This is a genomic window from Seonamhaeicola sp. ABD4_175, from assembly GCF_056160885.1.
Window position 1 is genome coordinate 14,561 of record NZ_JBSWYC010000002.1, and the last position, 26,157, is coordinate 40,717.

General features: G+C 31.5%; 27 protein-coding genes and 5 tRNA genes. 6 read left to right on the forward strand and 26 right to left on the reverse strand.

Annotated features, from left to right (window positions below; all coding sequences use genetic code 11):
* Positions 1-18: 18 nt before the first annotated feature.
* The 21 genes from rplL to ACXAG4_RS06440 form a co-directional block, all read right to left on the reverse strand.
* A complete protein-coding gene (rplL, locus tag ACXAG4_RS06340) occupies positions 19-399 on the reverse strand; it encodes a 50S ribosomal protein L7/L12 (RefSeq protein WP_148540181.1) in 381 nt (126 codons plus the stop codon).
* Between the two features lie 63 nt (positions 400-462).
* Complete coding sequence (gene rplJ, locus ACXAG4_RS06345) at positions 463-984, reverse strand: 50S ribosomal protein L10 (protein WP_475295252.1); 522 nt, start codon at positions 982-984, stop codon at positions 463-465.
* A 23-nt stretch (positions 985-1,007) separates the two neighbouring features.
* Positions 1,008-1,697 carry a 50S ribosomal protein L1 gene (gene rplA, locus ACXAG4_RS06350; RefSeq protein WP_475295253.1) on the reverse strand — a complete coding sequence of 230 codons (690 nt, stop codon included), beginning with the start codon at positions 1,695-1,697 and terminating at the stop codon, positions 1,008-1,010.
* An 18-nt stretch (positions 1,698-1,715) separates the two neighbouring features.
* Complete coding sequence (gene rplK / locus ACXAG4_RS06355) at positions 1,716-2,153, reverse strand: 50S ribosomal protein L11 (RefSeq protein WP_147136403.1); 438 nt, start codon at positions 2,151-2,153, stop codon at positions 1,716-1,718.
* A 76-nt stretch (positions 2,154-2,229) separates the two neighbouring features.
* Positions 2,230-2,784, reverse strand: a complete 555-nt coding sequence (nusG, locus tag ACXAG4_RS06360) for a transcription termination/antitermination protein NusG (RefSeq protein WP_475295254.1) — start codon at positions 2,782-2,784, stop codon at positions 2,230-2,232.
* Between the two features lie 17 nt (positions 2,785-2,801).
* A complete protein-coding gene (gene secE, locus ACXAG4_RS06365; protein WP_475295255.1) occupies positions 2,802-2,996 on the reverse strand; it encodes a preprotein translocase subunit SecE in 195 nt (64 codons plus the stop codon).
* Between the two features lie 15 nt (positions 2,997-3,011).
* Positions 3,012-3,084 (reverse strand) — tRNA-Trp (locus ACXAG4_RS06370).
* Between the two features lie 57 nt (positions 3,085-3,141).
* Positions 3,142-4,329 carry an elongation factor Tu gene (tuf, locus tag ACXAG4_RS06375; protein ID WP_475295256.1) on the reverse strand — a complete coding sequence of 396 codons (1,188 nt, stop codon included), beginning with the start codon at positions 4,327-4,329 and terminating at the stop codon, positions 3,142-3,144.
* Between the two features lie 66 nt (positions 4,330-4,395).
* Positions 4,396-4,467 (reverse strand) — tRNA-Thr (locus ACXAG4_RS06380).
* Between the two features lie 67 nt (positions 4,468-4,534).
* Positions 4,535-4,607 (reverse strand) — tRNA-Gly (locus ACXAG4_RS06385).
* 162 nt (positions 4,608-4,769) lie between these two features.
* Positions 4,770-4,852, reverse strand: a tRNA-Tyr gene (locus ACXAG4_RS06390).
* Positions 4,853-4,889: 37 nt separating this feature from the next.
* A tRNA-Thr gene (locus tag ACXAG4_RS06395) sits at positions 4,890-4,963 on the reverse strand.
* Between the two features lie 114 nt (positions 4,964-5,077).
* The gene (hpf, locus tag ACXAG4_RS06400; RefSeq protein WP_475295257.1) at positions 5,078-5,380 is read right to left on the reverse strand and encodes a ribosome hibernation-promoting factor, HPF/YfiA family; all 303 of its coding nucleotides are present in this window, start codon (positions 5,378-5,380) and stop codon (positions 5,078-5,080) included.
* Between the two features lie 36 nt (positions 5,381-5,416).
* Complete coding sequence (locus ACXAG4_RS06405) at positions 5,417-6,307, reverse strand: tyrosine-type recombinase/integrase (protein ID WP_475295258.1); 891 nt, start codon at positions 6,305-6,307, stop codon at positions 5,417-5,419.
* Positions 6,308-6,408: 101 nt separating this feature from the next.
* Positions 6,409-6,603, reverse strand: coding sequence for a 30S ribosomal protein S21 (gene rpsU / locus ACXAG4_RS06410; RefSeq protein WP_475295259.1), 195 nt, complete (start codon positions 6,601-6,603; stop codon positions 6,409-6,411).
* A 100-nt stretch (positions 6,604-6,703) separates the two neighbouring features.
* Entirely contained in the window at positions 6,704-7,870 is a 1,167-nt protein-coding gene (locus tag ACXAG4_RS06415; RefSeq protein WP_475295261.1) for an acyl-CoA dehydrogenase family protein, read from the reverse strand.
* Between the two features lie 11 nt (positions 7,871-7,881).
* Complete coding sequence (locus ACXAG4_RS06420) at positions 7,882-8,748, reverse strand: ComEA family DNA-binding protein (protein ID WP_475295262.1); 867 nt, start codon at positions 8,746-8,748, stop codon at positions 7,882-7,884.
* Positions 8,749-8,769: 21 nt separating this feature from the next.
* The gene (locus ACXAG4_RS06425) at positions 8,770-10,392 is read right to left on the reverse strand and encodes an alanine/glycine:cation symporter family protein (RefSeq protein WP_475295263.1); all 1,623 of its coding nucleotides are present in this window, start codon (positions 10,390-10,392) and stop codon (positions 8,770-8,772) included.
* 95 nt (positions 10,393-10,487) lie between these two features.
* Positions 10,488-11,519, reverse strand: coding sequence for a potassium channel family protein (locus ACXAG4_RS06430; RefSeq protein WP_475295264.1), 1,032 nt, complete (start codon positions 11,517-11,519; stop codon positions 10,488-10,490).
* Between the two features lie 4 nt (positions 11,520-11,523).
* Entirely contained in the window at positions 11,524-11,748 is a 225-nt protein-coding gene (locus tag ACXAG4_RS06435) for a PspC domain-containing protein (protein WP_147136433.1), read from the reverse strand.
* A 37-nt stretch (positions 11,749-11,785) separates the two neighbouring features.
* The gene (locus ACXAG4_RS06440; RefSeq protein WP_475295265.1) at positions 11,786-13,057 is read right to left on the reverse strand and encodes a DUF2851 family protein; all 1,272 of its coding nucleotides are present in this window, start codon (positions 13,055-13,057) and stop codon (positions 11,786-11,788) included.
* 115 nt (positions 13,058-13,172) lie between these two features.
* Here ACXAG4_RS06440 and ACXAG4_RS06445 point away from each other — a divergent pair, with 115 nt between their 5' ends.
* The 3 genes from ACXAG4_RS06445 (at position 13,173) to ACXAG4_RS06455 (ending at position 17,923) form a co-directional block, all read left to right on the forward strand.
* Positions 13,173-13,568, forward strand: a complete 396-nt coding sequence (locus ACXAG4_RS06445) for a DUF2721 domain-containing protein (protein ID WP_475295266.1) — start codon at positions 13,173-13,175, stop codon at positions 13,566-13,568.
* A gap of 12 nt (positions 13,569-13,580) precedes the next feature.
* A complete protein-coding gene (locus ACXAG4_RS06450; protein WP_475295267.1) occupies positions 13,581-13,943 on the forward strand; it encodes a DUF2200 domain-containing protein in 363 nt (120 codons plus the stop codon).
* A gap of 110 nt (positions 13,944-14,053) precedes the next feature.
* Positions 14,054-17,923, forward strand: coding sequence for a PAS domain S-box protein (locus ACXAG4_RS06455; RefSeq protein WP_475295268.1), 3,870 nt, complete (start codon positions 14,054-14,056; stop codon positions 17,921-17,923).
* On the opposite strand, the gene ACXAG4_RS06460 is transcribed toward ACXAG4_RS06455, so the two are convergent.
* Positions 17,920-19,155 (reverse strand): ABC transporter permease, encoded by a 1,236-nt coding sequence (locus tag ACXAG4_RS06460; protein ID WP_475295269.1) that lies wholly within the window; start codon positions 19,153-19,155, stop codon positions 17,920-17,922. The two genes, ACXAG4_RS06455 and ACXAG4_RS06460, sit on opposite strands and share 4 nt — an antisense overlap.
* A gap of 6 nt (positions 19,156-19,161) precedes the next feature.
* Here ACXAG4_RS06460 and ACXAG4_RS06465 point away from each other — a divergent pair, with 6 nt between their 5' ends.
* The gene (locus ACXAG4_RS06465) at positions 19,162-20,418 is read left to right on the forward strand and encodes an exo-beta-N-acetylmuramidase NamZ family protein (RefSeq protein ID WP_475295270.1); all 1,257 of its coding nucleotides are present in this window, start codon (positions 19,162-19,164) and stop codon (positions 20,416-20,418) included.
* A 43-nt stretch (positions 20,419-20,461) separates the two neighbouring features.
* Here the strand turns inward: ACXAG4_RS06465 and ACXAG4_RS06470 are convergent, their stop codons facing one another.
* From ACXAG4_RS06470 to ACXAG4_RS06480, 3 genes are read right to left on the reverse strand one after another with little or no spacing between them, the layout of a single operon-like run.
* Positions 20,462-21,286, reverse strand: coding sequence for a glycerophosphodiester phosphodiesterase family protein (locus ACXAG4_RS06470; protein WP_475295271.1), 825 nt, complete (start codon positions 21,284-21,286; stop codon positions 20,462-20,464).
* Between the two features lie 31 nt (positions 21,287-21,317).
* The gene (locus ACXAG4_RS06475; protein WP_475295272.1) at positions 21,318-22,151 is read right to left on the reverse strand and encodes a sterol desaturase family protein; all 834 of its coding nucleotides are present in this window, start codon (positions 22,149-22,151) and stop codon (positions 21,318-21,320) included.
* 57 nt (positions 22,152-22,208) lie between these two features.
* Complete coding sequence (locus ACXAG4_RS06480) at positions 22,209-22,700, reverse strand: YkgJ family cysteine cluster protein (protein WP_475295273.1); 492 nt, start codon at positions 22,698-22,700, stop codon at positions 22,209-22,211.
* Positions 22,701-22,868: 168 nt separating this feature from the next.
* Between ACXAG4_RS06480 and ACXAG4_RS06485 the strand changes: the two genes are divergently transcribed.
* Together ACXAG4_RS06485 and ACXAG4_RS06490 are read left to right on the forward strand one after the other, a co-directional pair.
* Positions 22,869-23,564, forward strand: a complete 696-nt coding sequence (locus ACXAG4_RS06485) for a class I SAM-dependent methyltransferase (RefSeq protein ID WP_475295274.1) — start codon at positions 22,869-22,871, stop codon at positions 23,562-23,564.
* A gap of 68 nt (positions 23,565-23,632) precedes the next feature.
* Positions 23,633-24,295, forward strand: coding sequence for an EndoU domain-containing protein (locus ACXAG4_RS06490; protein ID WP_475295275.1), 663 nt, complete (start codon positions 23,633-23,635; stop codon positions 24,293-24,295).
* 129 nt (positions 24,296-24,424) lie between these two features.
* Here ACXAG4_RS06490 and ACXAG4_RS06495 read toward each other — a convergent pair whose 3' ends face one another.
* On the reverse strand, positions 24,425-26,152 hold the full coding sequence (locus ACXAG4_RS06495) for a TonB-dependent receptor (RefSeq protein WP_475295276.1): 1,728 nt from the start codon (positions 26,150-26,152) through the stop codon (positions 24,425-24,427).
* Between the last annotated feature and the right edge of the window lie 5 nt (positions 26,153-26,157).

Genomic DNA, 26,157 nt, shown 5'->3' on the forward strand with positions numbered 1-26,157 from the left:
TCTGTTTGGTTGTTAAGCTTACTTAAGCTCAACCTCAGCTCCAGCCTCTTCTAAAGAAGATTTTAAGCCTTCAGCTTCATCTTTAGATACACCTTCTTTAATTGCGCTTGGTGCATCATCAACTAATCCTTTAGCTTCTTTTAAGCCTAAACCAGTTAATTCTTTAACTAATTTTACAACTGCTAATTTAGAACCACCAGCTGCTTTAAGGATTACGTCAAATTCAGTTTTTTCTTCAGCAGCTTCACCACCACCAGCAGCACCTCCACCAGCAGCAACAGCTACAGCTGCAGCAGCAGGCTCAATACCGTACTCATCTTTTAATATAGTAGCTAACTCATTAACTTCTTTTACTGTTAAGTTAACTAATTGTTCTGCGAAATCTTTTAAATCTGCCATTTTTCTATCGTTTTAATAATTTTTTAATTTAATATAATTGTAATAAGTGCGTACTGCTTTGAACTATCCTTCTTTTTCAGATAGTGTTTTAATAATACCAGCAAGTTTTCCACCACTTGATTGAAGTGCTGAAACAACGTTTTTAGCAGGTGATTGTAATAATGTAACAATTTCACCAATAAGTTCTTCTCTAGACTTAATATCTACTAATGCGTCTAACTGATTATCGCCAATGTAAATAGCTTCCTCAATAAAAGCACCTTTTAATAAAGGTTTTTCAGATTTTTTACGGAAGGTTTTAATTAACTTTGCTGGTGCATTACCTGTTTCAGAATACATCACAGATGTATTTCCTTTTAAAACAGTAGGAAGGTCTCCAAAATCTTTATCTGAAGCTTCCATTGCTTTTTCAAGTAATGTATTTTTTACTACAGCCATTTTTACGTTTGCTTTAAATGCAGCACGACGTAAATCTGAGGTTGTTCCTGCGTTTAGGCCACTAATATCTGTTAAATAGATATTTGTGTTATTAGCTAATTCACCAGTTAACTCCTCAATTACTTGTGATTTTTCTTCTCTTGTCATAATAAAAGTTTTAACGAGTTTTATTAACCAATTTTAGGATCAACAGCAACACTAGGACTCATTGTTGAAGACATAAAAATGCTTTTTACGTAAGTTCCTTTTGCAGCAGTTGGCTTAAGTTTCATTAATGTTTGTAATAATTCATTTGCATTACCTGCAATTTTATCAGCGCTAAATGATGCTTTACCAATAGCAGCGTGTACAATACCGGTTTTATCAACTTTAAAGTCAATTTTACCAGCTTTTACTTCTGTAACTGCTTTAGCAACATCCATAGTTACTGTTCCTGTTTTTGGGTTTGGCATTAAACCACGAGGACCTAACACACGTCCTAAAGGACCTAATTTACCCATAACACTTGGCATGGTGATAATTACATCTACATCAGTCCAGCCCCCTTTAATTTTATCAAGGTATTCATCTAAACCAACATAATCTGCACCAGCTTCTTTAGCTTCTGCTTCTTTATCTGGAGTAACTAATGCCAATACTTTCATATCTTTACCAGTACCGTGAGGTAATGAAACCACACCACGTACCATTTGATTTGCTTTTCTAGGATCTACACCTAAACGAACAGCAATATCAACTGATGCGTCAAACTTAGTATTGGTAATTTCTTTTATTAATGCTGAAGCTTCATCTACTGAATAAAGTCTTCCTTTTTCAATTTTCGCTACAGCTTCTTTTTGTTTTTTTGTTAATCTTGCCATTTTTGAATGTTTTAAAGATTAATTAGGGAATTGCCCTGTTACAGTTATTCCCATAGATCTTGCTGTACCAGCAACCATTTTCATAGCAGATTCAATTGTAAATGCATTTAAATCTTGCATTTTATCTTCTGCAATGGTTTTAATTTGATCCCAAGAAACTTTCGCTACTTTTTTTCTGTTTGGTTCACCAGAACCCTTTTTCACCTTGGCCGCTTCTAATAATTGTACTGCAGCTGGAGGGGTTTTAATAACAAAATCAAAAGATTTGTCTTTATAAACCGATATAACAACTGGTAATACTTTACCAGCTTTATCTTGGGTTCTAGCATTAAACTGCTTACAGAACTCCATGATGTTAACACCAGCAGCACCTAGAGCGGGTCCAACCGGTGGCGAAGGATTCGCTGCACCTCCCCTAACTTGTAGCTTAACTACTTTACTTAACTCTTTTGCCATTTTTAATAATTTATTTTGATACTAAATCTTAAATGTTGGAAGCTAAAGATTGTGTATCTATTTAGTGTAACAATTATTATACTTTTTCAACCTGCATATAACTTAATTCTAATGGTGTTTTTCTTCCAAAAATTTTAACCATTACTTCAAGTTTACGCTTTTCTTCATTAATTTTTTCAATGGTACCATCAAACCCATTAAATGGACCATCAATAACCTTAACGGTTTCACCTTTTGTGTAAGGTATAGCCACGTTTGTTGTTTCTTCAACAGATAACTCATCAACCTTGCCTAACATTCTGTTTACTTCAGATTGTCTTAAAGGCACAGGATCACCACCTTTAGTTTCACCTAAAAAACCTATTACGTTAGTAACAGATCTAATAATATGAGGAACCTCTCCTGATAAATTGGCTTGTATCATTATATAACCAGGAAAATAAACTTTTTCTTTGCTTATTTTTTTTCCGTTACGTATCTGAATAACCTTTTCTGTAGGCACCAATACTTGGTCAACATAATCTTGCATTCCTAATCGAGCAATTTCATTCTCAATATAGGTTTTGATTTTGTTTTCTTGACCACTTACAGCCCTAACTACATACCATTTTTTTTCACTTACTTCAGACATACTCACCTTACATTTAACTAGTTTATCAAATCAAAATAAGCCGAAATAACCTTACTAAAAACTGTATCTACTCCCCATATAGCTAATGAAAAGATTATAGAAAAAACAGCTACTAGAACTGTTAAGTTTTGAGCTTCTGCCCAAGTAGGCCAACTTACGTTGGTTTTAAGTTCGTTAAATGATTCTTTTATATAATTTACAAATCCTGCCATTTATATACTTATTTGCACGGGTTGCGAGACTCGAACTCACGACACCTGGTTTTGGAGACCAGTGCTCTACCAACTGAGCTAAACCCGTAAATATAAATCAAGATATTCCAAACAGGAATATCTTGATTTATTATATTTAACTGTATTAGTCTAAAATTTCTGTTACCTGACCAGCACCTACAGTTCTACCACCTTCACGGATTGCGAAACGTAAACCTACGTTCATTGCAATTGGTTGAATTAATTCAACAGTAATAGTTAAGTTATCTCCAGGCATTACCATCTCAACACCATCTGGTAAAGAAATATTACCAGTTACGTCAGTTGTACGTACGTAGAATTGTGGACGGTAGTTATTATGGAATGGCGTGTGACGACCACCTTCTTCTTTTTTAAGGATATAAACCTCAGCCTTAAACTTAGAATGTGGCGTTACAGATCCTGGTTTAGTTATAACCATACCTCTTGAGATTTGAGTTTTCTCAATACCTCTTAATAAGATACCGGCGTTATCACCAGCTTCACCTCTATCTAATATTTGACGGAACATTTCAATACCTGTAATAGTAGAAGTTAATTTCTCAGCACCCATACCAATAATCTCTACAGGATCACCAGTTTGAGCAATACCAGTTTCTATTCTACCAGTAGCAACAGTACCACGACCTGTAATAGAGAATACATCTTCAATTGGCATTAAGAAAGGCTTATCCATATCACGAACAGGCTCTTCAATCCACTCATCACAAGCTTCCATTAATTCTAATACTGTATCTACCCATTTTTGCTCACCGTTAAGTGCACCTAAAGCAGAACCAGAAACTACAGGACCATTATCTCCATCATATTCATAGAATGATAATAAATCTCTAACTTCCATATCAACAAGCTCTAAAAGCTCTTCATCATCAACCATATCAACTTTGTTTAAGAAAACAACGATACGAGGAATACCTACTTGACGACCTAATAAGATGTGCTCACGAGTTTGTGGCATTGGACCATCTGTTGCAGCAACAACTAATATAGCACCATCCATTTGAGCAGCACCAGTTACCATGTTCTTTACATAATCGGCGTGACCTGGACAGTCAACGTGTGCGTAGTGACGCTTTGCTGTTTGATACTCTACGTGCGAAGTATTAATAGTAATACCTCTTTCTTTTTCTTCAGGAGCATTATCAATCTGATCGAATGATCTTGCTTCAGAGAAACCTGCATCAGCTAATACTTTAGTAATAGCAGCTGTTAAAGTTGTTTTACCGTGATCTACGTGTCCAATAGTACCTATATTTAAATGTGGTTTTGAACGATCAAAAGTTCCTTTTGCCATGTTAAAATAATTTAATCTTAGTTATATAATAATATTAGTGTATCCTAATTAATTTTTCTTTTTTTGAGCCAATGACGGGATTTGAACCCGTGACCTCTTCCTTACCAAGGAAACGCTCTACCCCTGAGCTACACCGGCCTTTCATTTACGAATACCGATTTTTATTTTACGACTTTGTAATTTTCGTAATTCGCAACTTTTTTTGAGCGGGAGACCGGGTTCGAACCGGCGACATTCAGCTTGGAAGGCTGACGCTCTACCAACTGAGCTACTCCCGCATTATGCAAGCTTTAAAACTTGCTTGGTTTTATTAAGGATTCGCTCACTTTGTTCGCGCATCCTGTTCGGGTAACCCCGAACATAAAATTTTATTAAAAAGTCTTACAAAAGCGAACTTCTGATGACTTCTGAATCTGATGACTTTTGAATAAAATTTCAAGTGGGAAGAGCAGGATTCGAACCTGCGAAGGTAAAAACCAACAGATTTACAGTCTGTCCTCGTTGGCCGCTTGAGTATCTTCCCAATTTTCCAATATTTTAAAGAACTTGTTTTCTTTTTGAGCCGATAGAGGGACTCGAACCCACGACCTGCTGATTACAAATCAGCTGCTCTAGCCAGCTGAGCTATATCGGCGTTTTTTATACATTTTTTCGCATAAAAAAAGTCCGCTATTTCTAACGGACTGCAAATGTATTGATTTATTTCTTTATTCAAAACATTTTTTGAAAAATTTTACTTAATTATTTGTTATGAATATGCTCTTAATTTTTCTTTTCGTTTTTTTAATTGCCTTTCTAAGGATGATGCTGCCATATCTGCGCCTTCTTCAAAAGATTTACATTGCTTTTTTACAACGAAACTATCTCCTGGTACGCTTACTCTTGCTTCAAACACTTTGTTGACTTTGTCATTGGTATTTTCTAATTTTAAATACACATCAGATTTAATGACTTTGTCATAAAACAAATCTAATTTATCCATTCTTTTTTGAATGAAGTCTATTAATTTTTTGTCTGCATTGAAGTTAACAGATTGTGTGTTTACTTTCATACTCTTTATTTTATGGTTAGACAATATTTTTTGCTGTTATTTTTTACTTCTTGGGTGTGCTTTTATATGTACTTTTTTTAGTTCTGCTATACTGTTATGTGTGTAAACTTGCGTAGCAGCTAAGCTAGAGTGACCCAAAAGTTCTTTTACAGCATTTATATTTGCACCTTGATTAAGTAAATGTGTTGCAAATGAGTGCCGCAGTATGTGAGGACTCTTTTTAACTTTTGAAGATGCCCTACTAAAATAGCTATTTATTATTCTGTAAACAAGTGTTTCGTAAATTTTAACGCCTTTTTTTGTTAAAAAAAAACTATCAACATCTTTTATTTCACTTAATTGATTCCTTAGCGTTATATATTTTTTTGCTGTTTGTTGTACTGTTTTTAATAACGGCACAAAACGCTCCTTATTTCTTTTACCTAATACTTTTACCGTTTTATTATTGAAGTTTATATTTTCTAACTTTAAATTTACTAGCTCTATTCTTCGTATTCCTGTTGAGTAAAATAATTCTATTATTAATTTGTCTCTAACACTTTCAAAATCTGTTTCATCATAAAAATCATCTAAAACTGTGGTTATTTCTTTTTCTGAAAAAGGTATTTGAACTTTTTTAGTTGTTTTTAGAGTTTTATGTTTTGCTAAAGGATTACTATTAATAAGCCCCGTTTTTAAAAGAAATTTATAATAGGTGTTTAATGCTGATATTTTTCTATTGACTGTTTGATTTGATATTCCGTTTTCAACCAACTCAACTATCCAACGTCTAATTTGGGCATAATTAACAGTGTTTATCTGGTTGTTTTGATATTCATTTGATATAAAACTACTAAAGCTTTCTATATCATTTTGATACGCATTTACTGTTAATTGCGAATAGTTTTTTTCTAATAATAAATAATCTGTAAATGCAGCTAAATTCATTTTAAAAAATAGTTGTTAGTTTTGAATATACAAATACTAGTTTAATTTTAGGCAAAAAAAATCCCGCTTAGTTAAGCGGGATTTTTTTTATTAGTGTGCTGTTATACTTCTTCAGCATCTCTTAAGCCTTGTATATATTGCGCTTTTTGTACTTGCGCTCTACGAGCTACAGAAGGTTTTGTAAACTGCTTACGTGTTTGTAATGCGCGTTTTGTACCTGTTCTGTCAAACTTACGCTTGTAACGTTTTAACGCTCTATCTATATTTTCGCCTTCTTTAATAGGTATTATTAACATAGTATCTTAACCTCCTCTCTTTTAAAGATTTCCGTTTTTTTACGTAACGGGCTGCAAATGTAAAAATTATTTAATAAGTAACAACTATAAAAATATTTTTTTAAGTAGCTGGTTTATAATCTTTACCGTCTATAATTATTTTTGAGAGTATTTCTCTTAAAATTTCTGAGGTTCCGCCACCAATTGGTCCTAATCTACTATCTCTAGAAAGTCTTGCCAACGGGTACTCTTCCATGTAGCCGTAACCACCTAAAAACTGTAAACATTGATAGATTACATCATCGGCCATTTGTGTTGATTTTAATTTAGACATGGTAGCTTCTTTCACAACATACTCACCTCTATTCAATCTGTAGATTACTACATAATTAAATTGTTTACACACCTCCATTTCAGTGTATAAATCTGCCAGTTTATGCCTTAATGCTTGAAACTTATCAATGGTTTTTCCAAAGGCAGAACGTTCTGCCATGTATTTTTGGGCGTATTCTAGTGCAAATTCTGCTCGTGCATGAGCATTTACTCCCATTATTAAGCGTTCTAATGAAAAATGCTGCATTATATATGAGAAGCCTTTATTTTCTTCGCCTAATAAATTAGTTGCTGGTACTTTTACGTTATCAAATGCAATTTCACCAGTATCAGATGCTCTCCAACCTAATTTATCTAGTTTTGTAGCGCTTATTCCGGGAGTATTTCTATCTAAAACAAAAATACTTATGCCTTTATTACCAAGCTCTGGGTTTGTTTTTGCTGCAACTACTAAATAATTACTGTAAACACCATTGGTAATGAATGTTTTTGAACCATTAAGCACATATACATTGTCTTGTTTAACAGCCGTTGTACGCATGCCTGCTACATCACTTCCGCCAAAAGGTTCTGTTATACAAAGGCAACCAACTTTATCTCCAGAAATACTTGGTACTAAATATTGTTGTTTAATGGCCTCGTTCCCTTCGGCATTTAAATGCGTCATAGCTAGGTATATGTGAGCCCAAACAGCTGCTGCAAACCCTCCTGAATTAACTTTTTGAAGTTCTTCTAAGAGAATAACCATGTAAAACATATCTAAATTTAAACCGCCGTAGGTTTCAGGATAACTTATACCTAAAAAACCCATATCACCAAGTTTCTTCCAAATAGAAGTATCAATTTCCCCTGTTTTTTCCCATGTATTTACATGAGGAACTACTTCTTTTTGTAAAAAATCTTTTAAACTTTCGCGGAAGAGATTATGTTCTTCGCTGAAGTACATATTGTTCATTTGCATTTTTTTTAATAGAACGACAAATATAATTTAATTATATCAATTTTGTTTAACGGAAAACTCTTAACTTTCAACAATTGTTCAAAGTTTTTATAGCCTTCAAGTAAAGTTCGTTGTTCTATAATGTTATGAGCTACTTCATAATCTATGTATTGAATAGTAACTAGCTCATTAACAGTGGCGGTATTTATATTTATTTTTTTTATTTGTCTTGGTGTTTTTACAGTAAATTTTTGCTTAATATTATTAATAACTTGGGATGTTAAGCCATACACCTCTTGCAGTTGCACATCTGCAATAAAACCGCCTGCAAATTTATTTCTGTATTTAATAATACGTTTTGAAAGTACATTGCCTACCCCGTTTACGGTTTGCAATTGAATAGCAGTTGCTTTATTTAAATCTAGTTTTTGATTAGATGTTTTTGATGTTTTTTGTGGGTATTTATGTAAACTATTTGAAGTTGTATGACGCTTCCACTCTGGGAATTTAAAATATGGTGAAATAATATTTAAAAGTGAATCTGAAACCAAGGTTACTTTTTGAAAATCTTCTGAAGAATTAACCCATTTATCTTGCTTTCGGTATGCCAATAACCTGTCTATTTCTTCATTAGTCATTCCTAAAGTTTCTGCTTTAAAATCGGTTATAAAATTAGGATTAAATGGAAATATTTTAGGTGTTCTAGCTGCAAGTTCTGCTTGCTTTAAAGAATCTATTTCTTTTTGAAATGCATTATATAAATTTTTGTCAACCGCTATTGATTTTGCTGTATGCGGTATAAAAAAATAAACTGTTTGTAATGCGGCTATAATTAACAATAATAAAAAAATCCCATTTCGTTGTTTTTTTGTGAACGTGAAATGGGATTTCATAATATTTATAATTTAAATTAATTACATATGCTTTGTAAGGTCTTCGGCACCTTCATCTAAAGCTTCTTCCTTTACATTAATGGCTTTCATGTACTTTTTCAATTCTTTACTAATTATTGGTGAAAGTACAATTACACCTATGATGTTTGGAACAACCATAGCGAATATCATGGCGTCTGAAAAATCAACCACAGCACCTAAGCTAATTGATGCTCCTAAAACTACGAAAAGTAAGAATAAAATTTTATATACTAAATCACTAATTTTCCCTTTTCCGAATAAAAATATCCAACCTTGCATGCCGTAATAAGACCATGAAATCATGGTTGAAAAAGCAAACAGTATAACAGCTATAGTTAACACAATTGAAAAATGTGGTATTACGGTATCAAAAGCAGTTGCTGTAAGTTCTACACCTTCTTTAATTGGCACACCGTACTCCATAAACTGACCATCAAAATTGGTAATTACAATAACTAAAGCCGTCATTGTACAAATAACAACAGTATCAACAAATGGCTCTAAAAGCGCTACAATACCTTCACTTGCTGGATATTTTGTTCTTACGGCAGAATGCGCTATAGCTGCACTACCAACACCAGCCTCATTTGAGAAAGCACCACGCCTAATTCCTTGAATCATGACACCAATTAAACCACCTGCAATACCTAAACCAGAAAAAGCACCTTCAAAAATAAGCCCAAAAGCATCATCAATTAAATGCCAATTAGCACCTAAAATTATTAATGCAGCCAACACATAAATTCCTGCCATAAAAGGCACTACTTTTTCTGTTACTGAAGCAATACGCTTTATACCACCAATAATTACGATGGCCACTAAAAATGCCATTACAATACCAAAGTACATACCAGCATTAGAGTTTTCAAAATTAAAAAGCTTTGTAAACTGAGCAGCAGCTTGGTTGGCCTGAAACATATTACCGCCACCAAAAGAGCCTCCAATAACAAAAATGGCAAATAAAACAGCCAATACTTTACCAAAACCTTTCATACCCTTTTCACCAAAACCTTTGGTTAGGTAATACATTGGGCCTCCGTAAACGGTACCATCTTCACCAACATCTCTATATTTAACACCTAATGTACATTCTGCAAATTTAGAGGCCATACCTAATAAACCGGCAAGTATCATCCAAAAGGTAGCTCCTGGGCCACCAATTGATAATGCTACTGCTACACCAGCAATATTACCTAAGCCAACAGTGGCAGACAATGCTGCTGTTAGTGCCTGAAAGTGAGACACTTCACCATGCGCACTATCATCTCTTAATGTCTCTATTATATTATGGTCTTCGTTTGGAGTTTGGTCACCATACAAAGTATCTGCACCATGTTTTTCTATATCTTCATATTTACCTTGAACCACTCTAATAGCGGTTCTAAAACCTGTTATATTAATAAACCTAAAGTATATTGTAAAAAAAAGGGCGCCACCTATTAAAACGATTAGCACCCACGGAATTTTGTATGTTTCAGAAAACGGAATTTCGTAAAAAATGGCTTCAACAAACCAACCTGTATAGTCTTTAAAAGCACTATCAATTTTTTCAGAAGTTGTTTCTTGTGCAAATGTTAATAATGGAAAAATAATTGAAGTTATTGCTAGAAGATATTTCTTCATTTGAATATTATAATTAGTAAGTTTTTGTTAATAAATTGTTATTAATGGTAGCAAGATGCTAAAAATTATTGAATATTTAAAATAAGTAACGTTAATTATGGTGCTTCAATGTCAATATCAAATGTTGAATTAAGCTCATTAATTTGTTCTGGGCGGCCTAAAACTATTATTTTAGAATTTGGTTCTAACACCATTTCTGCTTCAGGATTTACAGTATAAACTCCTTTTGAGTTTTTGTAACCTATTATATTACAGCCAGTTCTTTTTCTAATATCTAAATCTTTAATTGTTTTTGGTATTTTAGATTTATAAAGTTTTTCAATACTAACTTCTTCAATATTAATATTGGCTTCGCCTACTATAGATAAATTATCAATAAACTCCATTAAACCTGGTACAACTACTAAAGATGCCATGTGGTCTCCACCAATCATGTCTGGCAAAATAACATTATTTGCACCTGCAAGTTTTAATTTATTATATGATGATTCTTGCGACGCTCTACTTATTATATTGATATTTTTATTCATTTGACGAGCTGATAGAACTACAAATAAATTATCGGCATCATTGGGTAAGGCAGATATAAAGTTTGAAGCCCTATCTACACCTGCAAGCTGCAATATTTCATCTTCATTGGCATTACCAATAACGTATGGAATATTATCTGCTCTTAATTTTTCTTCAATTTCTTTATCTTTTTCAATAACCACAAAAGATTTATTATGCACCATTAATTTTCTTGCAGCCTGTTTACCATTTCTTCCGTACCCGCAAATAACTACATGGTTTTTAAAACTATCAATTTGTTTTTGCATCTTTTTATGTTTTAGTTCTTCAACATCATTTTTGCTTAAAATATATTCAGTTATAATAGAAATGGCGTAACCAACAATTACTACACTTGCTAAAATTAAAAATATAGTGAACACTTTGGCTTGGTCATCTAATGGCACAACTTCACCAAAACCAACAGTAGTCATGGTAATAACCGTCATGTAAAGTGCATCTACCCAAGTATAACCCGAAATAAATTTATAACCAACAACACCTACCAACATTAAAATTAAAAGTAAGGTTAGTGCTGTGTATATTTTAGATCTGAAAAGTCTTATTAACGGATTCATACAATTATAAATCAAAAACCGATGAGCGTTTGGTATAAATTAAGTCTTTAATACGCATCCAAAAGGCTAAAAACAAGTATAAAGCAAAACCAAAACCTACTGTTACAAAGGTTAAATACATAAAAGATAACCTTACTACTTTTGCCCTAATGCCTAACCTATCTGCAATACGTTGGCACACATAGTAACCATGTTTTTGAAAAAAATATAGTGGCTTGTACTTATTCATGCCTGCAATTTAAAATTTAGTTTACTAATTTAGAAGTTTATTTATTTAAAATTGAATTACCTATAGCACACTGCAAGCATTTATTTTTATTACAGTACTCTTTTTTAAGCTGTAATAGTGCCTGAGATTGTAGTGCAGATTTTGACACTTTTTTTAAATTATTAAATGCCGAAATAATACTATTCTTTTCTGAAGTTATGGCTAGAGCAATTTCAATAATTTCATCATTAATAACGTTGCCTTTTTGCTTAGCATAGCAAAACTTTATTGGCAAAATAGTATTTATTAATAGTAAGTCTATAAACGATTTTGTTAGTGCTTTTTTAGTTTCTTTTGATGTTTTTTGAAAGGTATAATGTGTTTTCCAAAATTCACTTGTTTCTACTGAAAACAGGTTGTAAAAATCTTCAAGTGTATTATTTTCAATTACTTTTGAAAACAAATTTTGATGTTTGTTATATAAACTAGCCAATTGTGATAACCTTATGGTAGGAAAATTTAATGGCCTCAACCTAAAAAACTGCACAGGAAAAACGCCTGTATTGCTTAAACCAAACTTTTGTTTTAAAAACGTATAATGATTTTGCAAATTTATGTAATAAGGTTCTTGTACCGTATCTTGCAATAAACCTGCTTGCCCAAAAAATAAAGCCTCTAAGTATTTTTTGTTATTTTGCGTTTTTCGTATAACTGAAAAATCTACAGATTGTGCAATGCTAAAAAAAGCATCGGCATTAACTTTGAGGCCAAAATTTTTTGCTAATTGATTAAATAAAACAGCCTCCCAATTATTTTTTGATGTTTTTAGTAAAGCTTCAATAGCTTCTGTTTTTTGCTGTAAACGTTCAAAAAATAAGCGTTCTAACCAATTATTTAATAAAAACACATCGGTTTTTGCAAAATCATGCTGGCAATTAATCCATTTATCTTCTTTACTAAAAAGCGCTCTGTAGTCGTTTAAAATACTTTCACCTATGTACTCTTTTAATTGTAGTGTTGGTATTGTAGTGTTATCACTTCTAAAAATCTCAGTATCATCTTCCCAAACTACATGCAATATAACATTATCATAATTTTTATCGGTTTCATGATTATGCAAAAACCAATCTGAGGCTTTTACATGAATTTCAACATTACCTGCCCATAATTGGTTGTTAATGGTTATTTGTGCATTAAAAAAATCTGGACCTGTATTAGTATTATATTGCCCAACACGGTTTATTGTAACAGTTTCTCCTTGGGTTGTTAGCAACTTAGAGCTATTAATTTTTTTATGTTTCCAGAGGTAATGTAAAAAATTTTCTTGCATGCTTCAATATAAATAATTTATACTTTCTGTTTTAATTATACTGAAAACAAATTGTATTTTTAAATTAAAAATTACAATTTTTAAGTTTGTAACTTTGTTGTAAATCACATTTTTAATGGAAGCACTTACACTAACTACACCTGCCTTATTATTTTCGGCAATATCATTAATTATGCTAGCCTATACTAACAGGTTTTTAGCTTACGCTGCCATAATTAGAAGTTTACACGATAAATATACTGTAAACAAAAACAGTGTTTTAAAAGCACAAATACAAAATATAAAAAAAAGATTATACTTAACACGGTCTATGCAAATATTAGGCATTACTAGCCTACTTTTATGTGTACTTACCATGTTTTTAATTTACATAAACCAACAAACCATTGCTGTGTGGATTTTTGGTTTAGCACTACTGTTACTTATTGGCTCTTTAGCTCTTTTAATTGTTGAAATTCAAATATCTGTTAAAGCTTTAGAACACCATATAAGTGATATTGAAAAAAATTAAATAGTAAAATTTATGAAAACAACACCAGAACACAATGCCCGTATAGCTAATTTAAAATTTGGATCTGTATACCCACATTACGTAGATAAAGTTGTAAAAAAAGGACGCACTGTTGAAGAATTACACCAAGTAATAGAATGGCTTACAGGTTTTAATAAAAGTGATATTGATACTTTTATTGAAAGTAAAGTTACTTTTAAAACATTTTTTGAAAAAGCCACAATACACCCAAATGCTAAATTAATTAAAGGAGTTATTTGCGGTTACAGGGTTGAAGATATTGACAACAAACTAACACAACAAACACGTTACTTAGATAAATTGGTTGATGAATTAGCTAAAGGTAAAAAAATGGAGAAAATTTTACGTAGTTAAACTAAAAACAACCATTACATAAAAATAACCTTACACAAAAAGGTTGTTCGTCGGTTATATTTCTTACATAGAAAAAGTTTTTATATATTTAAGTAAGAAATACAATTTTTATGAAATCCAACCATAATAAAAAATTGTATGACTTAATTAAAGAAGACGCCTCCTTTTTTTCAACCATTCAAGAAGGTTTATTAGAAGGTTTACAATCATGGAATATAGATAGCCCTATAGACCAATGGATTACCCCACGCATCTTACTTTTTTTAGGTTATGCCCCATCACAAATGCCCTTTTTATCAAGCGCTATTCTTGATATTATAAATGCCCACGACCTACAGTTAGCCTTACAAAGTTTTAAAACACATTTAGAAAACGAAAACCACCCGTATGATGAAGAAATAAGGTTTACCCATAGCAATGGAAACATTGTTTGGATTAGAAGCAGAGGGTTTGCCTCGCGAGACAGCAAAGGCAAACCAGAAAAAATGTTTGGCTTTCATCAAGATATTACAGAGTTAAAAAAACTTCAGCAAAAATTAGAATCAAAAGAAGACTCCACAAACAAAAAAGAGCAAATATTCATTAATATTTTTGAGCAATCACCTCTAGCTATTCAAATTTATAATAGCGAAGGCAAACTAACTAACGCAAACAAGCAAACACTTACACTTTTTGGTATAAAAAACATAAGTGACATTATTGGTTTTAACCTTTGGGAAGACCCTAACCTTACACCTGAATATCGTGAACAATTAAAAGCCGGTAAAACAATAAAAATTCCGGCTACTTTTAATGCAAACCCGCAAAACCCTTCAAACATTATTTATGTTGAAAATTTGGTGCTTCCTATATATTCTAAAAACAAAATTACAGGCTATTTAGTGCAAGTAACCGATATAACCGAAAACAAATTAGCCCAAGATGAATTAAAACATAACGAAAAGAAATTCAGGAGTATTTTTGATAATTCAAATATTGGTATGATGTTGTGCACACCAGAAGGCATTATTACCGAAATTAACAGTGAATTTTTAAATATTACTGGTTACACAAAAAATGATTTAATAAACACGGCATACAAAAACATACCTTCATTTAAGGTATTTGAAAATGACATTGAAAAGCTAAAACAGCTCATAAAAAAAGAAATAAAAAACTACCGCCTTGAAAAACAATTAATAAAGAAAAATGGCAATCCAATTTGGCTAGACATTGTAATTACTGCCAGACAAAATAAAGAAGGTAGAACAGATATGCTCATTATTATGGCTAGTGATATTTCTAAAAGTAAAAAAACAGAAACATCATTACAAAACATGCTTAATGAGCTTAAAATTATTTATGACCACAATCCTTCTTACACCTACCTTAAAGACACAAAAAATAATATTCTAAAAATAAGTAACACTGCTGCAAATGCTATTGGCTTAAAAAAAGAAGATATAGAAGGTAAGCATGCCTCAGAAATTTATCCAAAAATGGCTGACACCTATTACAAATCTGATTTAGAAGTTATTAATTCTGGCAAACCCAAACTCAATTATTTAAACACATTACACCATAAATCTGGCGAAGTTAGGTGGACAATTACCAACAAAATACCTATTAAAGAAAACGGCAAAGACGTAAGTGGTCTTTTAGTTGTATCAACAGATATAACGGAATTAAAACTAAACGAAGAAAAATTAAATGTTGCCATTGAGGGCGCTAACCTTGGAACTTGGGAACTAAACTTAAAAACAAATGAAATTTACACCAATAAGTATTGGTTAGACCACCTAGGTTATGAGCAAAATGAAATTACCCTAAAACTAGATTGGTGGTATAGCATAATGCACCCTGATGATATTGAATACTGCAAAGATTTAATGATACAACATTTACAAGGAAAAACAGATATTTATAGAGCCGAAATACGCATAAAAAATAAAGCAGGCCAATATATTTGGGTACATGAACGAGGTAAAGTGGTATCTAGAAACGCTAATAATAAACCCATTTTAGTAAGCGGTATACATGCAGATATTACAAAACGTAAGACAAACGAACAAAAACTTATAAAACAAAATTACGATTTAAAAAAAGCCATTGAAAAGGCAGAAGCCAGTGAAAAAACATTCAAACAATTATTTTATGAGCACTCTGCAATAAAACTTATAATTTGTAAAGAAACAGGCACTATTTATGACGCTAACCCAGCAGCAGCAAATTTTTATGGTTGGACTGTTGAGCAGCTTAAACAAAAGAAAATTACAGATTTAAATTTATTATCGCCTTCTGAAGTTAAAGGCGTAATGGCCAAAGTTGCTAATAAAGAAAAACTACATTTTGAATTTAAACACAAAATAGCAGATGGTAGCATTGTAGATATTGAAGTGTACTCAAGCAACATTGTTATTAACAACAAATCTTATTTTTATTCTATTGTTCATGATATTACAGAAAAGAAAAAGCAAGAACAAAAAATTAAGTTATTAGGAAAATCTGTTGAACAAAGTCCGGTAGCTATTTTCATAACAAACAAAAATGGTATTATAAACTATATAAACCCAGCTTTTACTAAAATAACAGGTTACACTTATAATGATGTTAAAAACAGCACACCTAATATTTTAAATTCTGGTTTGCACTCACAAGCATTTTACAATAATTTATGGAATACCATTAAAAATAATAAAAAATGGACTGGTGAAGTACAAAACAAGCGCAAAAACGGTGCGTTTTATTGGTGTAGTTTAGCCATTTCACCTATTGTGAATGAAAAAAATGAAATAACCAACTTTGTAGCAGCGAGCGAAGATATTACAGACAAGAAAAAGATGGTTGATGATTTAATTTTAGCCAAAGAAAAAGCTGAAGAAGCCAACAAGCTTAAAACAGAGTTTTTAAATAATATTTCTCACGAAATTAGAACCCCTGTTAACGGTATAGTAAACTTTTCTGAATTTTTAAATGAACCTAATTTAGAAACCGAAAAACGCATACACTATGCCTCTGTTTTAAAAAATAGTAGCCAGCAGTTATTACATATAATTGATGATATTTTAGAAATTTCTACATTAAAAACTGAAAATATTAAGGTTTTAAACAAGCCTTTTAATTTAAACAGTTTCATGTTTGATATTTATTCTATTTACAATTTAAAATCAAAAGAAACTAACATACCTTTTAACCTAAATAAACCTAAATCTAAAGATGTTATTTTTATTAATTCTGATAAATCTAGAATTCAAAAAATACTCAAACACATATTAAATAATGCCTTTAAATTTACTCATAACGGTTATATAGAATTAAACTACACTGTTTCTAGTAACAATGTTTCAATTTTAATTAAAGACACAGGTATAGGTATTGAAGCCAAACAAATTAATCAAATTTTCAATCGTTTTTCTCAAGAAAACAAAAGTATAGCACAAAACTATGGCGGACTTGGTTTGGGGCTTTCAATTGCCAAAGAAAATGCAGAACTTTTAGGGGCCACAATATCAATAAAATCTACCAAAGGCGCCGGTACAACATTTTGTATAGATTTGCCAACTACCGTTGAAATTAAAAACATTGATGATACTATTTCAAAAAACAGTGTTGAAAAAATTGATAAAAACCCTGTTAATATTTTAATTGTTGAAGATGAAAGTTTAAACTTCATAATTTTAAAAAAGCTTCTTTTAAAGACAGATCAAAACTTCAATATAATACATGCTTTAAATGGACAACAAGCTATAGATTATTGCAATAACCAAACTATAGATTTTATTTTTATGGATATGAACATGCCTGTAAAAAATGGCTATATTGCCACCAAAGAAATTAAGGCTATCTACCCCAAAAAACCAATAGTTGCGCAATCTGCTTACACTTTAGATAACGATGTAAAAAAAGCATTTAATGCTGGTGTTGATGATTTTTTAGCAAAACCTATTGATAAGAAAATACTATACAAAATTTTAAACAAGTATATAAAACTTAAAAGCTAATCAAACCTAATAGCTTTTACTGGCGATATTTTTGTAATTAAATATGATGGTACTAAAAGCATAATTAAGCACAATAGCAAAGTGCCTATATTTAAAGCTATAATATAGCCTAAACTTATGTAAACTGGCGCCTCGGTTACATAATAAACGCTTGGGTCTAGTGTTAAAATTTTAAAATATTTTTGGGCAAACAGTAAACCCAAACCTAAAATGTTACCCCAAATTAACCCTAAAATAATTAAGTAAGAAGCGTTATATAAAAACACCTTTCGTATACTCCAATTACTAGAACCTAATGCCTTTAAAATACCTATCATTTGTGTGCGCTCTAAAATTAAAACTAAAAGCGCCGTAATCATATTTATTCCAGCTACTAAAATCATGATACCAATAATACCGTAAATATTAGTATCAAAAATATTAATCCATTCAAAAATAGAACTGTATTTATTTGTAATAGTTTGTGTGTTTAATATTGAGGGTGTGTTTTCATAAACCTCAACACCTTTTTGGTTCAACTCACTATAATCATCAATAAAAACTTCAAAATTACCAATTTGGTCATCGTCCCACTTGTTTATACGTTGAATGTGCCTAATATCACCAATTATATAATTTGCATCAAAATCTTGAAAGCCCGAATTATAAATACCAACAATTTTGTAAGTAATTATATTGGGTAATTTTTCAGGATCTTCTTTAATAAAAACCATTTGAAATTTATCATGTAATTTCAAATTAAGCCTGTTAGCTAAATATTGAGAAATTAAAACATCTTCATTTCTTTTGTTAGAGAAATCTGGCAATGCTCCTTCAACTAAAAACTCATTGAAATATTTCCAATTATAATCGGCACCCACGCCTTTTAAATACGCAGCTTCAAAGTACTTATCAGTTCTTACAACACCATATTTTGACGCCACTGCTTGTATGTGTTTTATACCATCTACAGCTTTAAATTCTGGGTAAAAATCTTGATTTTTTGAAATAGGTAAAATACTTTCTTCAGATGTGTTACTATCATAATTAGTAATAACAATATGGCCATTAAAAGCTACCACTTTATCTCTAATTTTTTGTTGCAAACCAATGCCTGTAGCAATGGTAATCATCATAACCAAAACCCCAATAGCTATTGCAGCAATACCAATTTTTATTATTGGTGCCGAAACACTACTTTTATACGATTTACTGCTAATAATACGTTTAGCTAAAAAATACTCGAAATTCAATATAACATGCACTTTACCTTTGCCAAAAATACAGTTTTATTATTTGTTTTAGCATTAATTTCTTGCGGAAACACAAATAGCAAAAAAAACCAAGATAACAACCAAACTATTACACACAACATAATTAAAAAGCAAGATACATTACCTATAGTTGGTGCCAACCAAACACACTTGTATTTGCCTTTTTTAAAAGAAAAACGCGTTGGTATTGTGGCCAACCAAACCAGTGTTATTTTTAAAAACAACAACCTTAAAAACGCTAATAATAACTATGTGCATGTAGTTGACTCTTTATTGGCTTTAAACATTAACATTGAAAAAGTATTTGCTCCAGAACATGGTTTTAGAGGAAAAGCTGATGCTGGTGAAATTGTAAAAGATGGTATTGATACCAAAACCAATATACCCATTGTATCATTGTATGGAAACAATAAAAAACCAAAACCCGAGCAATTAACTAATTTAGATGTTGTAGTTTTTGATATTCAAGATGTTGGGGCTCGTTTTTACACATATATTTCAACATTACATTATGTTATGGAAGCCTGTGCCGAGGCTAATATTCCTGTTGTAATTTTTGATAGACCAAACCCAAACGGACATTATATTGACGGACCTATTTTAGAAACCGAACATAAAAGTTTTGTTGGTATGCATCCAATTCCGGTGGTTCATGGGTTAACCATTGCTGAATACGCTAAAATGATTAATGGCGAAAAATGGCTTGCAAACGGTATAACATGCAAGCTTAAAATTATACCTGTAAAACACTACACGCACAAAACATCATACAACTTACCTATTAAACCTAGCCCTAATTTACCAAACCATATGGCCATAAATTTATACCCTAGTTTATGTTTTTTTGAAGGAACAAACGTTAGTGCTGGCCGCGGTACAAACAAACAATTTCAAATATTTGGCAGCCCTTTTTTAAATAAAAAAACCTTTAATTTTGAATTTACACCACAACCAAACGAAGGTGCAAAATACCCCAAACATCAAAACAAAATATGCTACGGAAGTAATTTAACTACAACAAAAAAATTAGATGGTTTAAACCTACAATGGCTCATTAAAGCTTATAAAAACACTACAGATAAAGCCGAATTTTTTAATACCTTTTTCACAAAACTAGCAGGAACAAAAGTTTTACAGCAACAAATTGAATCTGGCATGCCTGAAATCCAAATTAAAGCCTCATGGCAAAAAGGTTTACATGCTTTTAAAAACGTTAGAAATAAGTACTTAATTTACAACTAACGTGTTAGTTTAACATTTTGTAACCTTCAAAAAGAATTAGCGCTTATTTTAATAAAGCAATCAACCTATCTGGGTAATCTGTAATAATACCATCAACTCCTAAGGCAATCATATGTTTTAAATCTTCGGTTTCATTAATGGTCCAAGGTATTACTTTAAAATTTTCAGTTTGCAAACTATCAACAACTTTATTATTTAGCAACTCAAAATACGGACTTATAATTTCTGGTTTAAAGCTTAAAAGGGTTCTTTTTTCATTAATAGATTCATTCTCATCAACCAATAAAGCTACTGGCATTTTAGGAGCTTGCTTTTTTATTTCTTCTAAAATGCGTGTATCAAAACTTTGTAAATTGGTATAATTAAAAGCTTCATTAGTATTTATAACCTTTAAAACTAAACGCACAAACTCTTTGGGCTTTGGTGTAAAAACATCATCATATTTAGGTTTTGCTTTTAGTTCAATATTAAATTTTATTTCAGGGTTTAATTGTTTTGCTGCTTTAAAAACAGCATCTAAAGCAGGTTTATGAGCTTTTATTTTTTTCTGAAAAGGGAAACGTTCATGGTGTTTTAATCCGCAATCAAATTGTTTTATACTATCAAAATGCATGTCGTATAAATTAAATTGCATATCTAAATCTTCAGGAATTTCGGTACCATCGGCGTTTAAACAATAAACTCTACTAATAAATGGTTCATGCGAAACTATTACAACACTATCTTTACTTACAACAACGTCAAGTTCTAAGGTATTAACACCTAAGTTTATAGCTTTTGTAAAAGCTTCAATAGTATTTTCAGGCATTAAACCACGGCATCCTCGGTGGCCTTGTATGTCTATTGTTTTTTTATTACTACAGCTCATTATTACCAAGATTATAAAATAATAACAAATTTTATTCTGGTGTAATAGTAGGTTTTTCATAAGGCTGAAACGGTTGTTTTAAAAGCTCTGCAATGCGTCCGTTTTTTTCTTCATCAGGAAACACATCAACACCATAGATTAAATGATCTCTATCATATTCCATGTATGTACCCAATAACCTATCCCAAATTGAAAAAATATTTCCGTAGTTTGAGTCAGTATAAGGCAACCTATAATGGTGGTGCACTTTATGCATATCGGGCGATACTAATATATAACTCAATGCTTTATCTAAGCGTTTTGGTAACTTTATATTTGCATGATTAAATTGTGAACACACCAATGACAGTGATTGGTATAACATTACAATACCTATGGGTGCACCAACCAAAATAACACCAAAAAGCGTAAATGTAAAGCGTATTACACTTTCAATTGGGTGGTGCCTATTGGCTGTGGTAGTATCTACATTATGATCTGTGTGATGTACTAAATGAACCATCCAAAGCATACTTACTTTGTGTTCTACTAAATGAGCTAAGTAAGCTCCAAAAAAATCTAATAATAAAACACCAAGAAATATGTATAAACCTAGAGACATTTTTGGTAGCCAATTTATAATACCAAAGTTATTTGCACTAACCCAATCAGCAGATTTTAACAATAAAAAAGCCAACACAAAATTAATTACAACCGTAGTTAGTGTGAAAAAAAAGTTTGGCCATGCATGTTTCCATTTTTTGTAGTTGAATTTAAAAAGAGGTACAGCGCTTTCAAGCAACCAAAAAAATGTTAATCCGCCCACTAAAATAAGGCTTCGGTGAGAAGACGGAATGGTATTAAAATAGTTTATAAAGTCTTGCATTTTTCAATTTAGTTTTCACTAAATATACAACACAAAAATAAACTATGCATGCATAGTTTATTTTATACGTTGTTTCATGGCTTCAACAATATTAAAAGCCGCAGGACAAATAGCTACATTTTTTAATGTTAAGTTTGAAATTTGCTGAAACTTTTTCCTGTCTGTGTGCGGAAATTCACGGCATGCTTTTGGCCGTACATCATAAATTGAACAGTAATTATCTGCGCCTAAAAATATACAAGGCACGCTTTGCAATACGTAATCGTTCTCCTCATCAACACGCAAATATTGTTCAATGAATTGTTGTGGCTTTAACCTAAAAAATTTCGATATTCGCTCTATATCTTTATCTGTAAACAACGGCCCCGTGGTTTTACAACAATTGGCACACTCTAAACAATCGGTTCTTTCAAATTCATCTTCATGCAAATCTTGCATGATATAGTCTAAATTTTTTGGAGCCTTCTTTTTTAATTTCTGAAAGAACTTCTTGTTCTCGTTATGCTTATCTTTGGCCTGTTTTGGAAGATTATCTATGATGTCTTGCATGGAGCAAAAATAGTGGTTTTAGTTATTACGAAAGAAAAATGACTGAAGTAATCTATTAAAAATAAAAAGAAGATTACCACATACTATGTCTTTGCAATGACAAAAAAATAGATTCAACACGCATTCAGTTCCTCTCAATGATGAAACGGAAATGACAACAAATAAACTATGAAAGACATTTTTGGAAAAGCATTGCTTGATTTTTTTAACGGATATTATACTGAAGACATCATAACATCAACTAGTATTTCTGCGGAAGACGAGTTACCACTACCCTATTTATTTAGAACATTTCCTGAAATGCCTGCTTTAGAAAAAAAAGCATTAAAATTAGCTAAAGGCACTGTTTTAGATGTTGGCTGTGGTGCTGGCAGCCATGGCTTATATTTACAAGAAAAAAGCTTAAACGTTAAAGCTATTGATATATCAAAAGGTGCTATTGAGGTTACCAAAAAACGCGGTGTTATTAATGCTGAAGTTTTGAATATTTTAGATGAAACCAATACGTTTGATACCATTTTATTATTAATGAATGGCACCGGAATTTTTAAAGAACTAAAACAAGTTGCTACGTATTTAAAACACTTAAAAACGCTTTTAAAACCAAACGGACAAATACTTATTGATTCTTCAGATATTAAATATATGTATGAAGATGATGATGGTGGTTTTTGGATGGATACCAACAGTAATTATTACGGTGAATTAGATTATTTTATTAGTTATAAAGGCGAAAAAGAAATACCCATGAAATGGTTGTATTTAGATTTTAACACCTTGAAATTAGCTTGCGAAACCGTTAATTTACATTGTGAACTTGTTTTAAAAGGCGAGCATTTTGATTATTTGGCTAGGTTGTATTAAACTGATGTTTTTATTATGAAATATTCAGTTTATATTTAAAAAAAATCAATAAGAATGTTCACAGCAAGATGAATATAGAATATCATTTTTACATTTTAAAAAACGGAGCAACAACAAATAAACAAAGCTTAAAGGATGGGGCAATTATAGTTCGTGTTCCTATGCATTTCCCTTTTAATTTTACGGATAGTAACGGCCCTTATAATTCTTTAAGAGCTTTAAAAAAATATTCTTCTATTTATAGTTCACTTAAAAAAACAAATCCAAAAAGATCTCAGCAAATTATCATTCAAAAAAATATAATAAAACCTGAAAAACTACTACTAGTCCCAAAAGGTACTGAATTGGAAACAAACTCCATAGATGGTTTTATGCATGCAGCCTTTGGAAGAATAAAAAGAGGAGATTTAACTGGAATTCATTTTTATGATCCTGCAAGTATTCGAATTTTAGAAATACTCGAAACAAATCCAACAACCTCCGTTTTTAAAGCTAAATTTGAATTTTACGATACTAAAACAAAAAAGTGGATAAAGAAAAGAAATTGTAGTACATTTTTTCCTAAAAGCTGGAATTTGGGAATACTATTATTAGAATGTAAATATGCACTTGATAATTTAAAAAAAGAGGATTTAAAAGATGGAAAATTAAAATCTATTACCAAGTCTAATATCAAAGTGGAAATAATAATTAAAAACGGGAAGTTAAAATCTTTATACCCTTTAATCTAAAAACTAAATTTCCCATTCATTTCAACTGCACTCATTGAAACACCCGGGAATGATAAAACAAAACTCTGAAATACTTTAATTAAGTTTACCATAGATTCCCGCCTTAGCGGGAATGACAAATAAGATTATTTAAAAATCAAACTTAAAAGTAGCTCCTGCTAAAAACTGAATACCTTGCACCGGGAAATTTTGCCAACGCTGGTATTCATTATTAGCTATGTTATTGGCTTTTGCAAATACAGATATCTTATCGTTTATATGGTAACCCACATGAGCATTTGCATCAAAAAAACTATCTAAAGTTACTGTAAAAGGTGTGGTTAAAGTTACGCCATCATTTAAAAAATATTGGTCTTTACGTTCGCCAACATAAAAAATATTTGCGCCAGTAAACCAATGTTCATCAACTTGATAATCAAAAAACAAAGAACCCTTTATGTCTGGTAAATTCCAAGCTTCTTCTTCAACATCAGTAGAGTAGTTAAAATATTCAGCTTTAATACCTAATTTAAAATTTCGGCTTACATCAACATTAATTTCGCCCGAAACTCCAAAAGTATCAACATCATCATAAACAATACCATATGAATTTCCGTAGGAATACGGCTGATTTGCCATTAAAGTTATGTCATTATTTTTAAACAAAGCCTTGTTTCTATCTGCTTTATAAAGTCCGCTAACATTATAACTCATGTTGCTAGAAAGCTTTCCTTTTAAGCCAACGTAGGCATTATACTGTTGGTCTGTGGGAGTTATAAACAAGGTTGGAGATACAAACGGGTTTTCATAAGCAAAATCAAAATATGAATTTTGAAGAAGCTCTCCTTCAATACCGCCGTAAGCTATTAAAACATCATTAACCAACCTGTAAGTAGCGGTAATATTGGGGTAAATGTAAAGGTTACTTTCTTTGTTTTCAGAATCTCTTGAAAAGGCTGCAGTTAAACCTAGATTTACCGTTAAATCGTCTTGTTTTAATTGAAATTGAGGTGATGCACTCACAATAAAATTGCCATATCCTAAAGATTCTTCATTGTAAAAACTTCTATCAAAATCGCCTTTTAAATAATCTATTTTAAAACTTGTAGAAATTTCTTCTCTGTTTATAGGAATATCAATTTTTGCATTGGCAATAAAACGGTTTTCGCCAGAGCCTTGGTTATCACCAAAACGCCTAAAAATAAATCCTGCCGAATTTATATACGTATCTTCAAAATTAATATCGCCTCCAAAATATGCGTTATAAAAGGTATGTTTTTCATCAATATCATCATTTATAGCTGTAGTAGTAAATGTTTCTGGCACACCGTACCAATTATACATTTGATGCTCAAAACCACCGTTAACTTTCCATGATAAATCGCGTAACTTGGTAGTGTAATTTACATTTAATTTTGAAATGGAATAATTATCATCAAAACTTACCCCATTAATACCACCTTGCGATGAATTGTGGCTTACGTAACCACCAACACTCTCGGTTCTATTAATGGCATGGTTTAAATATACTTCGCCCAAAATGGTTGTATAAGTACCAAAACCTAATGTGGCGTAATTGTCATACAATTTTATGGGTTTGCGTTTTTCAACAACAGCTGCTTTCCCTTTGGCAGGTGTAAAAGTTGAAGCCACCGGAAAAGAAAAAATATTATATTTTACTTCTTTTTTAGTTTGTGTGGTTTCATCATCTAGTGTTGGCGTTTCTTTAACTTTAAAAGCATCGGAAATTGTAGGTGTGTAAGGTTTCACAACATCTATAACCCCTGTATTTATGGTGTCTTTACCTCTAGTTTGCGAAAAACCACAAGTTACACTTAATGTAAAAATTATACTTAATATATGAATGTGCTTACGCATATGTT